Source organism: Niastella yeongjuensis (assembly GCF_900110245.1).
Lineage (GTDB): Bacteria > Bacteroidota > Bacteroidia > Chitinophagales > Chitinophagaceae > Niastella > Niastella yeongjuensis.
In genome coordinates this window covers 94,713-108,638 of record NZ_FOCZ01000008.1, presented here as the reverse complement: position 1 = coordinate 108,638, position 13,926 = coordinate 94,713, and the positions used below count along the sequence as shown (strand labels likewise).

At 36.5% G+C, this 13,926-nt stretch carries 9 protein-coding genes; 5 read left to right on the top strand and 4 right to left on the bottom strand.

The features are described from left to right. Positions 1 to 64: 64 nt before the first annotated feature. From BMX95_RS21705 to BMX95_RS21690, 3 genes are all read left to right on the top strand, one after another. Positions 65 to 883 carry an SDR family NAD(P)-dependent oxidoreductase gene (locus BMX95_RS21705; protein WP_081200509.1) on the top strand — a complete coding sequence of 273 codons (819 nt, stop codon included), beginning with the start codon at positions 65 to 67 and terminating at the stop codon, positions 881 to 883. A gap of 209 nt (positions 884 to 1,092) precedes the next feature. Further along, entirely contained in the window at positions 1,093 to 2,223 is a 1,131-nt protein-coding gene (locus BMX95_RS21695; RefSeq protein ID WP_081200507.1) for an alkene reductase, read from the top strand. 496 nt (positions 2,224 to 2,719) lie between these two features. Then, complete coding sequence (locus BMX95_RS21690; RefSeq protein WP_081200506.1) at positions 2,720 to 4,354, top strand: PDDEXK nuclease domain-containing protein; 1,635 nt, start codon at positions 2,720 to 2,722, stop codon at positions 4,352 to 4,354. A 427-nt stretch (positions 4,355 to 4,781) separates the two neighbouring features. On the opposite strand, the gene BMX95_RS35025 is transcribed toward BMX95_RS21690, so the two are convergent. The 3 genes from BMX95_RS35025 to BMX95_RS34590 all read right to left on the bottom strand — a co-directional run bounded on the left by BMX95_RS35025 (position 4,782) and on the right by BMX95_RS34590 (position 6,714). Continuing rightward, positions 4,782 to 5,048, bottom strand: coding sequence for a hypothetical protein (locus BMX95_RS35025; protein WP_177193708.1), 267 nt, complete (start codon positions 5,046 to 5,048; stop codon positions 4,782 to 4,784). A gap of 175 nt (positions 5,049 to 5,223) precedes the next feature. Beyond that, positions 5,224 to 6,336 carry a hypothetical protein gene (locus BMX95_RS21675; protein ID WP_081200503.1) on the bottom strand — a complete coding sequence of 371 codons (1,113 nt, stop codon included), beginning with the start codon at positions 6,334 to 6,336 and terminating at the stop codon, positions 5,224 to 5,226. A gap of 96 nt (positions 6,337 to 6,432) precedes the next feature. Further along, positions 6,433 to 6,714, bottom strand: a complete 282-nt coding sequence (locus tag BMX95_RS34590) for a hypothetical protein (RefSeq protein ID WP_081200502.1) — start codon at positions 6,712 to 6,714, stop codon at positions 6,433 to 6,435. A 148-nt stretch (positions 6,715 to 6,862) separates the two neighbouring features. Between BMX95_RS34590 and BMX95_RS21670 the strand changes: the two genes are divergently transcribed. Further along, positions 6,863 to 10,237 carry a DEAD/DEAH box helicase gene (locus BMX95_RS21670; RefSeq protein ID WP_081200501.1) on the top strand — a complete coding sequence of 1,125 codons (3,375 nt, stop codon included), beginning with the start codon at positions 6,863 to 6,865 and terminating at the stop codon, positions 10,235 to 10,237. A gap of 869 nt (positions 10,238 to 11,106) precedes the next feature. Next, entirely contained in the window at positions 11,107 to 11,505 is a 399-nt protein-coding gene (locus BMX95_RS21665) for a hypothetical protein (RefSeq protein ID WP_081200500.1), read from the top strand. 65 nt (positions 11,506 to 11,570) lie between these two features. Here BMX95_RS21665 and BMX95_RS21660 read toward each other — a convergent pair whose 3' ends face one another. Further along, a complete protein-coding gene (locus BMX95_RS21660) occupies positions 11,571 to 13,925 on the bottom strand; it encodes a hypothetical protein (protein WP_081200499.1) in 2,355 nt (784 codons plus the stop codon). Position 13,926 lies beyond the last annotated feature (1 nt).

Here is a 13,926-nt window from a genome sequence, read left to right as displayed (position 1 = left end):
TGATATAAGTGCTCTTACTGGTTTCCCAATAATTTCTATGTCGTAAATTTTTAAATTCATTCAAATGTCAAAGACGATTTTTATTACAGGTGCTTCCAAAGGCTTTGGAAAAATCTGGGCAAAAGCCTTATTAGAGCAGGGAAATAAAGTTGCAGCCACTGCAAGAAACCTGGCTGCATTGAAAGATCTAACTGGCGCTTATGGCAACTCTGTTTTACCCATTGAACTTGATGTCAATGATCATGATGCCTGTTTTGCAGCGGTAAAGCAAGCCAAAGAACACTTTGGTTCTATAGATGTTCTTATTAATAATGCAGGTTATGGCTTGTTTGGTACAATTGAAGAAACCACTGAACAAGAGGCACGGGATCAAATTGAAACCAATGTTTTCGGTTTATTGTGGGTGACACAAGCAATCATCCCTATCATGCGGGAGCAAGGTTATGGCCATATTATTCAGGTATCAAGCGTACTGGGAGTTGTATCCCCTCCTGTTCTCGGCTTATATAATGCATCCAAATTTGCGGTTGAAGCCATCAGCGAAAGCTTATCAGCGGAGGTGAAGGGATTTGGAATTAACGTCACGATTATTGAACCTAATACTTTTGGCACCGATTGGAGTGGCGCATCTGCGGTTCATACTAAAGCTAATCCAGTTTATGACGAGCTGAAAAAGGCATTTTTTGGCTCATTAACTGAAGATGCGATTGGAATACCTGAAGCTACGCGCGAAGCAATATTGAAATTAATTGATTCAAAAAACCCGCCACTGCGCTTGACACTTGGTAAAGTCGCTTATCCATGGATAAAGCAGGTCTATGAACAACGGCTGGCTACATGGGAAGAATGGAAAGATGTATCTGCAAAAGCACATGGTAAATAGCAATATAACAGATTTAAGTATCCCCATTTCTGATGGGGATACATTTTAATAACCTATCGTGATCCTAGTTGGTCCGCATCTCTGAAGTTGCCTGTCAGCTTGAATTGAGAATCCCCAAACTTCTCCCGACTTTTTTAAGAAGAGTTGGCTTAGCTCCAACGTGCCATACTTGCCAGCTAACTTAACAGTGATCTTAACATTAAATAAAAATGATTGAACAACCTTTACTGGAAACATTTGATTTAAATGGACTTCAGCTTAAAAACAGGGTCGTAATGGCTCCTATGACACGTACCAGATCGGATAATCCCGGTAACATGGCAACGGAACTTACAGCTAAATATTATGAACAAAGAGCCTCCGCCGGATTGATCATAACAGAGGGAACATATATTAGCAGAGAAGCCATTGGTTTCATCAATGTACCTGGTATTTATACAGACCTACAGGTGGAAGGATGGAAATTGGTTACTGATGCCGTTCACGCAAAGGCCGGTAAAATTTTTGCACAATTGTGGCATGTTGGGCGTATGTCTCATCCAGATCTGCTGGACGGAAACCTGCCTCTGGCCCCATCAGCGCTTAACCCATATGATAAAGCATATGGCGCTAATGGTTTTCTGGATACTTTAACAGCAAGGGAAATGAGTTTCGATGATATTCACAGGACGATTGCTGATTTTAAACAGGGTGCAAAGAATGCGATCGCTGCTGGATTCGATGGTATTGAGTTACATGCCGCTAACGGTTATTTATTACATCAGTTCTTTAATCTGTATTCCAATAAGCGTTCTGATATTTATGGGGGTACTATTGAAAACAGGGCGAGAATCCTTTTTGAAATCTTGGAAGAATTGAAAGAAGTAATCAGTTTGCAAAAAGTAGGTGTAAGGCTTAACCCATCCCTGCATAATGCACAAGGAATGATGCTGGACGAAGAAAGTATCACTGTACACGAATATATCGTTCGCGAACTGAATTCTTATGATTTGGCTTATATTCACTTGACAGAGCCATATACACAAGTAGCAGATCATCCTTTTGCCGTTGCTGAAATTGCAAAACATTTCAGGCCCTTATACAATGGGAACATAATCATTAATAAAGGATTCTCCAGGGAAACCGGTAATGTAGTTATCAAAGATAATCTCGCTGACCTTGTTGCTTTTGGCGCTCCTTTTATCGCAAACCCCGATCTGGTAGAGCGCTTTAAGACGGATGCACCACTCAATGCTCCGGATCCTTCCACATTTTATGGCGTTGGCCCGAAAGGGTATACCGACTATCCATCGCTTAGTGATATAATAGATATAACAAAGGATGATGTAAAAAAGAAGTGAAAAGATCAAACGACTGCACGGTAGCTATTTTATTTAATTCGGTTTACCATTCCATTTATCTTACGGCTTCGTATGCGCTAATATTCAATCAGGTTCGATAGCAAGCCCACTAAAAACTAATAAGCCACTGATTTTCAGTGGCTTATATCCCGTGGAGTCGAGGGGAGTACTATCGAACCCCTACTCGATTTCTTGTCGTTTGTTGAATCAATAAAATTTGTATAATCTTCTCTGTTCGAAAATTTTCGCCTATTGCCAATTTTGGAGTTATCAAGAGATTTAATATCTTTTATATAATTGGATATCATCAAGTTATCCTTCCTTTTATTTATTCCGACGCAAAATACCTTTGCGCTTTTTAGTCAAAAGGTAGTCCTGAATTGTTTCTACTATACGGCCGTATTACAATTTGCATTTTGTCTTGGTACATATTGATGAGACTTTCCCTCTCCTTAATATAGATCTTTAATCGCTCTTATATTAATCACCACAGATTATGGGTATTCAAAAGATTACAGGACCAGAATATAACCAGTGGCTGACCGAACTGAAGGATAAGATCAGAGTCAGACAATTGAATGCTGCTCTAAAAGTTAACTCAGAAATGATTTGTTTGTACTGGGATCTGGGAAAAGCCATCACCGAAAAAGTAGCAAATTCTAATTGGGGAGAAAAAATCATTTCCCAACTGGCGGAAGATTTAAAGTCGGAATTTAGGGCAAATAATGGATTTTCAAGATCTAACCTATTCAATATCTGCAAGTTCTACAAGTTTTATACTAACCATTCTAAATTAGTCCAACAGCCTGTTGGACAACTTGCATCAGATTTGACAACCTCATTTATCCAACAACCTGTTGGACTATCTCCTGCAATGCTGGGATTAATTCCATGGGGACACCATATCCAAATATTTACCAAATGTAAATCCATGGAGGAAGCACTTTTTTATGTTCAACAAACTGCTGCACATAACTGGGCAAGATCATTACTCATTTACCACATGGATACTGATTTATATAACAAGCAAGGCAAGGTTAACAACAATTTCCAAACCGCTTTACCTAAACCTCAATCTGACCTGGCTTCCGATCTATTGAAAAACCCATATAATTTTGGATTTCTGATGTTATCCGAAGATGCGTCAGAAAGAGAACTGGAGAATGCGCTCATAAACAATCTAAAAAAGTTTCTTCAGGAATTAGGTCACGACTTTGGCTTCATTGATCAACAATACCACTTACAAGTTAGTGATCAAGATTATTATATCGATCTATTGTTTTATCATACAGCATTACATTGCTATTTTGTAATCGAGTTAAAGGTTAATTCTTTCAAACCTGAATATGCTGGCAAAATGGAATTCTATATAACTGCAATCGATAAACAATTAAGAAAAGAGGGCGATAATCCAACAATCGGGTTGTTGCTTTGCAAGGATGTAGATAAAATTATCGTTGAATATACATTGCAAAGCAAATCAAAACCAATGGGAGTTGCGAAATACAAATACACACATGTTGTTCCTGATGAGTGGAAAGAATTTTTACCCAATGAGGATACGATTAAAGAAGAATTCAGTAAACAAATAAGCTTACCTGTAAAACCTGTTGATGAAAAAATGAAACGCTTAAAGGGGTTATTGGAAAAAATATCTACAGAAGAAGCTGACTTGTCCAAAAATCGTAACATAATAAGAAATGTCTTTTCAAACATTCTACAGGCATTAATTGAGCTTATTAACGAAAAACTAATTGAACTAGAACCTTTATTCAACGCCATAACTGTTGACACATGGTATAATGGGAAAAGTCATGGAGATAACATGACCGAAACCGATCTTGGAAATTTTCTTTCAAAAGAAGGGGATATATGGTCGCTTGGTGTTCAATTCAATCTGGATGGTTTTAAAAAAGTGGGTATTAAGGCTTTTAATATAGGATATAGATTGGAAATAAATTTAGACAAATACAAATATTCTATCGGGTTAGGAACCGGCAATTTATGGGATGAAAGGGTTTATCGTCAGCTTCATACAACTGAAGAACTTGAAGTGTTTGCAGAAAAATACATTGAAAAAATTTTAGACGACATAAATCAACGAGTTGAGGCATTGGTAAAAAATGTCTGAAAAAAAGCTGCATGGCAGTTTAAAAGCACGATCAAAGTAACCCATGATGCGGGAATAAGATAAAAGTGTCTGCGAACATCAGAAATCCAACAAAAAGGCTACCTATACTATGATGTACCCCCTCAATATCTACCTTCCCATAATGATATAGCAAGATCCCGGTAAAAGCCAGGCAAAAGTTCATTAATCCCACTAAAACATAGATCAACACTTGGTTATTTTTTAACATCTTTACCATTCGCAGCAATAGTAAGATAACTCCACTTCCCAACGCCAGGTAATACGTAAAAATTAATGTTACTGATAAACTATAGAGAATGCCGCCATCCTTATTGTCAGGAACAAATAGGAGGATGTTCAAACTTAAATACCCTATAACTATTAAAAAAGAAAAGAAGAGGTTCTTAAATTTCCGCTGGGCTCTCATTTACTCAATTTTAGGGTTAAATAACTCATCCAGGTCTTTTGTGATCAATTTATGCCATTTCTCACGGTGCTTTTCCAATAATTCATAGTAGCGATTTGAATGGGAGTCATAAAGAAACCCACCATAATTACTGAAGATCACCTTTCGCAATTCATGGTCGGCTGTTTGATAAGTGGCAATGTAAAATCCCTGCCAGGCCGCGTATTTCTCTTTAGGTAGCAGTTTGGCGTGAGAAAGTAGAAAAATGACAGCACTGTCTCCGAGCATTATATGCCTAATTTGCGAAAGTGTATCCACAGAATACGATAGGGCGGCTGATCTATTTAATGCATAAATTTTCCAGTCATGGGTCTGTTTCCAGTTAATCGCCTGTGCTTGGGTCGTAGAGATAAACAGTAGGAACAAAAACAACATTTTTAATCGTCTCATACTTTAAAATATTTTAAACACAACTACCCTGGTTAGGGTGTGACTGATATTTCGTTAGTAAGGTCATATTGGATGTTAATGTTAATTCACGAAGATCTTCTCCAAAATCACCAGGATTTAACCCACTGCCATTTGTCCAATGTCCGGTCGTCCTGGGAAGGATAATATTGCCCTCGCGCAATGCATTGATGATAAAAGTCGTACAGTTATTAGAATTCAAATTATACAGGTATCCTTTGAGGTTAGCCCTTGATAAATAGGATAACACTTGGGTAAACTGATGACTGGTAGTAGTAATCCGTAAAGCAATATTGAATTCATGATAGGAATCATCATTGAGCATTCCCTTTGCAGATGGTCCCAAAGGCCAGACGAAACTGGAAGGATAGAATCCGGCATTTCTGACTACCGTTTTCATCGGCGTCTTTTCGGTTGCCACAAGAAACGTGTGACCCACATCAACTGGATTACCAACCCCTCTAGCAACAAAACCCCAGGGGCTTCGCGTACCAGGCTCCGGTTGCATCACACAAACCAAAAAATCATAAACATGATCACTACTCGGATTATTATCGAAACATTTCAAATAGTCTTTTATATCGCTGATCTTTTCATTTCCATAATTCAGTCCCAAGGTGTTATCAGGCTCCTCCTTTAATACCCTATCAGGTATTAGCGCTGGCTTTGAACTTTCGCTAAACGCAACGTCCGCCATCAAAGCGCCGCAATGCGGGCGCTGCAGGGAATTGACCAACCAGGGATCTGGTATAATGCTTCCTGTGAGTCCAGTTGGGCTATCCGTAAGAAGGATGACCGATTCAGTATTGTATTCTCCTGCCATATTCCTACTAATCATGATTGTTCTATTATAACCCAATTGCGGATATTCACTTCTTGATTGCCCTCTTATCGAATGCGGGTCACGTATAGGGAGTATCACTGCGAGTACTCCAGCGACATTTATTGTATATGCATTAATCCAGTTTTTGGGGTCATTTAATAATTGAATGGCAAGAAAGTTCTTATTTGCAACGCCATAAGCATCTCTGGCATTTTTGGTATAATATTCCTGGCATTCATTGATAAGCCCCCAAAAAGCGCTTATACTTTTAGTGAATTTCCTCATCGAAATAAGGTTTGTGATTATCACGAAGATTACCTCACAATAATCAAGAATTGATCTCTATTAAATTGTGGGTTTGGGGTTAAGAACAGAGCCTGTTCATTCTGATAAATAGCATAGAAGCCTGTAAGGATTCCTGTTTGCTAATTTAATAAAAAAAACTCCTTGTACACTCTTATTAGTTTCTGCGTGAATTTTTAAGAAGCGAGCCTGTTCTTCTTTGACAATTGACCTACTTTCGAATTCTCTTTTAACAGTTGGATTTGAGCCAAAGCCTTGGCAAAGGAGATTTCTGATTGCTGTGCAATGATCTTCTTGCTCTTCAAGGAGAGTTCCGCTAATGATATTTTGAAGTTTTTGCCGGATTTCATCGTCGATCATCTAGACAATAATAAGAAAAATTGCCCAATACAAACAAAACTGCAAGCAAACTACTAATAATCAAACACTTACAAAATAAACAGCACCACATAAGGGCACATTAATAGTTTACATTAAATTTAGCCGAAAAGTATTTACGAACTAAGTAATGATTACACCATCAGCAAATGAATCATTGAATGTTTTCATGTCTCTTTTTAAAGGTAGACAAGATGTGTTTGCCATTCGCTGGGAAAGAGATGGCCGAAGTGGTTATACGCCCGTTTATGATTTGAATTGGGATGAATATGCCACCTATAAAGCGAAAGGCGGTACGCTGAAAGATTTTCCTAACAAGTCCTATTCCTTGTTAACCGAACAAAGATTATTAAATCACCTATCGGGCAAAGAAGTGATTGGTCTTTATCCGCTTTTAGCAGATAATTCTTCCTTTTTCATCGCAGCCGACTTTGATGAAACTGAATCTGGAAAAATAAGCTGGCAGGATGAAGTGAAGTTGTTTATTGATGCCTGTGAAAAATATAAGCTACCGGTATATCTTGAACGCTCTAGAAGCGGACGAGGAGGCCACGTATGGATGTTTTTTGAAAACAGCTATCCTGCCTTTAAAAGCAGGAAGATCATGCTTCACATTCTAGAATCAACAGGCATCATTTCCCCATTCGATAAAAATTCTAATTATGACCGGTTATTCCCTAATCAGGATTCACATTCTGGCAAAGGGCTAGGCAATCTGATCGCATTACCATTGCAAAAGAAATCGCTGGAGAATAATAATTCTTGTTTTGTAGATCCGGATAAGTATATGCCTTATCCAGACCAATGGTCATTTTTGCGAACTATAAAGAAAGTGGGTATCCACCAATTGGAAGAGGTATACAATTCCTTGACAGGCTCAGATCATACTCAAATACAAACGGTTACATCAAATCCAGGAGTCCTCCAAATCACGTTAAACAACATTATTAAAATCCCGCGAGCACAATTAGATTCAGGCCTGATAAATTTTTTAAGAGATAACCTCAATTTCGTTAATTCTGAATATATCATAAAAAAGAAGCTGGGTAAAAATACATTTGGCACAGAGTCCTACTTCAGAATGCTTGAAGAACGTGATGGTTATATTTTTATTCCTAGAGGGTTTGTTAGAGAACTACTTCTTTATTGCAAAGAAAAGCGCATTTCTTATCAATTAAATGACGAACGAAAAAAACTTACAGAATTAAAGTATTCATTTAAAGCATTATTGTATGATTATCAGAAAGCGGCGGTCGATACAGCAATAAAAAAAGAGATGGGAATTATAGTAGCCCCGCCCGGTTCAGGAAAAACCATTATTGGCCTATCAATTATAGCTCAAAAAAAGCAACCTGCACTGATAATTGTACATCGCAAGCAGCTTTTTGATCAATGGATTGAGCGTATTCAGTCATTTCTGGGAATTGCAGAACCCTTCATTGGCAAAATTGTACAAGGGCAACAAAAAATAGGCGCACATATAACCGTTGCTATGATTCAAAGCGTTGCAGGTATAAATGCGTCCAATGATATTTTTAACTCCTTTGGCGCCATTATTATCGACGAATGCCATCATGTACCTGCGAAAACATTCAGACAAGTAATATCAAATTTCCACTGCTATTACTTGTATGGATTAACAGCTACGCCCATCAGAAAGAATAATGATGAGAAGTTAATATTCATTCATATTGGGGAGGTAATTCATGAAATGAAATTACCCACCCAAAACAACACGCCTGTCAAAAAAGTTTCGATAATAATTCGGGAAACGGAATTATTGGTTCCATTTGATTACAAGACTGATAAAGCAGAAACATTGCTCCAGATACTTATTCACGATTCATCAAGGAATCGCCTTATCATAGATGATATCATAAGCGAATTAAATACCGGAAAGAAAGTCCTGGTATTAACCGAACGGAAAGCACATATCAATACACTCCACCAATACCTTAAAAATAAATTCGAGGTCATTACTATTTCAGGTGAAGATCCCGAATCGGCAAAGAAAACCAAGTTCAGCCAAATCAACTCCGGAAATTTTCAGGTACTAATTTCCACCGGACAATTTTTGGGTGAAGGAGCAGATATACCAAACCTGGGTTGTTTAGTGTTAGCATATCCATTTTCATTTGAGGGAAAAATGATTCAATATCTTGGCAGGGTTCAACGCACAGAAGCTACTCCGATTATTTATGATTACAGGGACAAACATGTGGATTACTTAGAAAAGTTATTCAGGAATAGAAGCCGGTATTATCAAAGACTTTTACATACCGGCCAAATACAGCGGTTGGATGAATTGATGCTGGTTTTCAATGAGGATAAAGTTTTCATAAATACGGATGCAACTATATTACAGATAGATCAACTTGATCTCCCTATACAAGTAGAAAAGTTTAAAACAGAGGTCGCATGGAAAATAAGAGTGCTGAATTATGATGAGGAAAATGGTGAGATCAAGGCAGAAATAATAGACTATGCCGCCAATCCGGAAATCAACACCGGCAATCAAATTTCCCTGCAATTCCAGCCTATCGATAAAATAAGATTTCGATCTATTGATACAGCCAGGCTATTAACTGGTGTTGAACTTAAGAGATTTACTACAACACCTAAAATATCTGAAGAACCCAGCGACGATGTTCCACATCAAGTTTTTAAACCAGTAACAAAACCAGCTGAATGGGTAATTAAGAAAATCATGAAAGTACCCTTTCTAAAGATTCAATTCTCAAATGCCTGTGTAGTTTTTAATATATTTATTGAAGAACTAAGGCAGGATATCTTATTTGAAGTTGAAAATCCGGATATACGACCCGAGTTTGAAGCGGTCAAAGACTACTTTATAAAAATTCTGAAGAAAAAATTGATCACCACTGAAATTGAAATTCGTTACAACGAACATCAGATATTATCTGCAACGGCATCCTCCGAGGACATCAACAAAATAAATAGTAGTATTATCGATAGCGTTCGTTTTGAATTTGTAAAAAAGAAAATCCTGCCATTTAAAGGGTACAACGATGAAAGCCCAATCCTAAATACGAGCGACACATTGCTAGATCACCCCTCATTAAAAGGAATGTTTAAATCTGACAAGGATTTACTTGATGATATCTTAAATGTAAAAGACTCTAAACATTACCACCATCTTAAATTCCTCGCTACACAACACCTTTCATCGGTATTAAAAATAAGATTTGTATTGCAGCCTTTTTCATTCTTGTTTCTATTGCAGGGTGACAAGAAATATCACATTGTATGGGAAACGCTAAATAGTGAAGAAGCTACTTATATATGGCATTTTGAAAAAACAATGGATGCATTGCGAAACGGATTGAAGGATATTGAGGATGTGTTAACTGAGATGAGGAACACAGGCAAACAGAGCTACCTCAGAAAAGATCACCTGAATTTCAGCAGAATTATTCATGATTATTCCAGCGCCAAACAAGGATTTACAGCATGGAAAGGTTTATTGGAGCAAAGATTAGTATAGTGTCATTATCATAAAATATTAATGAAGTTCAATATGAGGCAAAACGAACCGAGGAAACAACCCATAATAAACAAAAAAAGCGAATGATCAGATCTGACCATTCGCTTACGTGGAGGTGACCAGAGTCCCATCGAACCCCTTACCGACTTTCTTAATTTTATTAAATTTATTGAATCTGCTTAGAATCAATATTTTAAGTTGATAAATCTATAAAATCGCATATACAAACTTTTTATAACATCATTTTGGCGATTGCGAGGCCAAATACAGTAGCAAATCCATCCTCCTCACAATAGCTACGAGAACCTGACAAAATTTGTAACCTGATTAATAGCCGGTAATACAAGAATTCATATATACCCAAAATGAAAATAATTTATTTGGAAAATTCATATCCCATTGATGTTATCGGAAGTTTTCGCTCCCTGCCCTATCTTATCATCTTCGCTTTACTCACCCATCTAGACTTTCCATATTTAGTTACATATCAATAATTTTACACATTATACTGGCATTTTTAAGGAAGAAAGAACCAATTTAGAAATGACTCAACCATTAAAACACCCTAAGTCGCGCAGCACACTATTATACTTCGCATATTACCCATCATTAGATTATTGATTTAAATCAATCATAAAACAACAATTTAGGTCACAATTTGTGAACAATTAGCGCATCTATGTAACAGAGAGAGGTTACTTTCATAGTTAGGCTGATACAGTAAGTCAAAACTCACTAGTCACCCCTTTTGTGCATAATTATATTAATAGATGCAGGAAATTAGAAGTATATGAGCTATCCAAATTACAACCTACTTATTTCAACAATCTTTTTTAATAAAATCAAAAGCCCTATACTTGCAGACCGATATGGACAAAACTAATCAAACCCAAAAATCTAATATTGTCCCAATTAACGACGATAGGCCAACTGTGCCAATTAAACCTAAAAAGGAAGAAAAACATATTGTGATTAGCATTGGAACTTTTCTTGCAATTCTTGCAATTATAGGTTCGTCAATTGCGGGCGCCTATGCTTTCGGTAAAGAAATCGGCTATAATAAATTCGATTCAGAAAAGAACAGCATGCATGATTCACTAAATGTTCTCAATCAACAGTTGAAAAAAGCAAATACTCGGTTTGCTGATTATAAAGATTCGTTAGAAAATGACGAAGTAATAAAACAAATAGATGAAGCTGTTACTCATCAGGCGATACCTGCGTGGGAGAAATTAAAGAAAAATTTGCATAAAAAACATGAATATTAAATAGTAATATTTTTAATAGTTATTTTTTAAAATCAATCCTACTAAGAGCTGAAGAAATTATTTCGTTATAAAAGATCATAGTTGACTTTATAATTTTTTACCGCTTCTGGGTCTTTTTCTACTTGGATTAAACTAATATAGGCACAAAGAACCATGACAATTTTATTATCCTTGCATTGTTCTCTAACAAAAGCCAAAAGTTCTTTTAAAACTTCTTGCTCAAGCCGTAGTTTCCTAATGCAGATAGCATACAAAAATTCAAGCAAGGCTTCGCCATAATGATCCCTTGCGTGTAATACAATCGGCCTAAAAATGTTTAAAAATTTTTTACTTATCTCTTTATCGATTTCGTAAGCAAGTTCCGAAGGCCTCGCAGCACGAAGGATACAAGCTTGGATAATGCCGTCATTAAAGCGTGAAAAATTCTCAGGATCAATCAGATTTCGAACATATTCCGTTTGATGTAAGCGGTGGGAAGGATCTTTAGAGTGTCTTAGCTTATTAATTATAGTTGATATTGTAAAGTAGATATCCGCCTGGCTAACCTGTTGATCATAACCTGTAAACTTGTAGAACGCGAAATTTTTATTAATTCGCAAAGGATTTCCATGGTAAGCATTTGCGTAAAAAAGGCCATCAGGAAGCCCTCTTTTATCCAGCCTTTTAGACTCAGCAAGAATACTTAGCCTCTTCTTAAAATGATCAATAACATATGCTTTATCATCACCTCCATAAGTTTCACTAAAAAGTAAAAAACTTCTTATAAAATCCTCTTCAATTATCCAAGAAGTATTCCTGTAGTCATTGTTGCAATGAATAATTTCGACGCTGTAAAAGGAGTTTGTATCAGTTCCTCGTTCCCCCTGTGTCAAATTCTTTTTGATAAACGAAAAGTAGTCTTCACTTTCAGTACGGGAGAAACCGATAAGATAGATCAAAGATAATTTATCATACTTGCGCATTTCTTTGCTTACAAATATCAAATTACCGCCAGACACCATTGAAGAGCAAATAATTAATGCAGCACCTTCTTTATTCTCATCCATTTTACCAATTTCACTCATCGGCACCAGCTCAGGAATAAATTCATCTTTAACGACACTTCCTATTTTCTCTTTCAAGTAACGAGCGAATAGCTCTGACCCTGTATCATTTAGATGAATAAGATATCGCGTATTCGAGGGCACATATTGGTGTATATACCGATCCAACTTATCTTTAAATCCACTGTACATTTTCCCACCTTTAGCAAGATCCTCAAACACGGCCTGAATGTCAAAAAAAACTTCATACCCAAACTGCACAGATCCGCTGCTACTAACAGAACTCTCAAAGTAGTTGGCCTTAATAAAATGGACACCGAACGTATTCTTATGGTGGTAGGTCTCCATAAATTCTGATAAATTCCTTGGAGCATCATTAGTTCTAAAAATCACTTTATTTACTAAAGGTTTTTCTAACAGGAAAACATCTCCTTGAATGGCTACAGGCATTGACCCAGAATCACACAATTCACATTTCTCATTAAATCCATAAGATTTAAATGGTTCAATGCCTTGTTGATTAATTTGATCTTTTTGAAGATCACACATCACCAATTTTTCATACTTTTTAGGAGCAAGGCAAAACACCAAAACAATCCTATCCTCATCCACATATCTATCTTTCAACCTATCAATAATATTTGCAGATGTTGAAGAAGAAATTAAGAAAAGTGCTTTATGTCTATCGACAAACTCACTCTCCTCAAACCCTTTATAAGAACCATAACTTTCAATATGTGGGCATACAAAATTATTACTTAACCTCCGCTTAAGTTCAACAAGAGCAAATGCCAATGAATTAATGGATGAAGTATCACAATAAATGATACTGTATTCATTTTTATATTTATTCAATAGATTAAATGCGATAAAATAGATGTCTTGGCTTTTTATCAAAACATTACCGGTCCTTAAAAATTTGTCACAATGTTTACCAGAAGGAAATACAAAATGATGGGATTCCTGTGCGCTTATAAGTCCACCTTTATTGAATATCTGGGTTAACCCAATCCTAAATAAATTTGAAAAAAGCCTGCCATCCTTTACTTTATATCCATTAAATAATCTCAATTCGCCAAACTCGTTAAACAAATAAATGCCTACAAATTTTGTAAACATATTATCCTGGTGATAACGCGTAGGAATGATATCTTTTAACGCCTGTTCTTCTTTTATAAATTCAATAAATTGATCGCGGGTATTTTCCCCAGCAATAATTAAAACGTGATCCGGAATTATATGCTCTTGAAGATAAATTTTTAAGTCGTTCAAAACCTTATCAAAAGCAATCTTCTGATGTGGTATGAAGACTAAAGTGTAGTTTTTAATAGCTGATCCATTTGGCAAAGCGGCGCTGTACATTAAAAGCTCGGACATG

Coding starts and splice junctions, on each gene's coding strand:
- BMX95_RS34590 (WP_081200502.1), bottom strand. CDS start 6,714: ATGATCGACGATGAAATCCGGCAAAAACTTCAAAATATCATTAGCGGA.
- BMX95_RS21660 (WP_081200499.1), bottom strand. CDS start 13,925: ATGTCCGAGCTTTTAATGTACAGCGCCGCTTTGCCAAATGGATCAGCT.
- BMX95_RS21675 (WP_081200503.1), bottom strand. CDS start 6,336: ATGAGGAAATTCACTAAAAGTATAAGCGCTTTTTGGGGGCTTATCAAT.
- BMX95_RS21665 (WP_081200500.1), top strand. CDS start 11,107: ATGGACAAAACTAATCAAACCCAAAAATCTAATATTGTCCCAATTAAC.
- BMX95_RS35025 (WP_177193708.1), bottom strand. CDS start 5,048: ATGCTCGGAGACAGTGCTGTCATTTTTCTACTTTCTCACGCCAAACTG.
- BMX95_RS21670 (WP_081200501.1), top strand. CDS start 6,863: ATGATTACACCATCAGCAAATGAATCATTGAATGTTTTCATGTCTCTT.
- BMX95_RS21695 (WP_081200507.1), top strand. CDS start 1,093: ATGATTGAACAACCTTTACTGGAAACATTTGATTTAAATGGACTTCAG.
- BMX95_RS21690 (WP_081200506.1), top strand. CDS start 2,720: ATGGGTATTCAAAAGATTACAGGACCAGAATATAACCAGTGGCTGACC.
- BMX95_RS21705 (WP_081200509.1), top strand. CDS start 65: ATGTCAAAGACGATTTTTATTACAGGTGCTTCCAAAGGCTTTGGAAAA.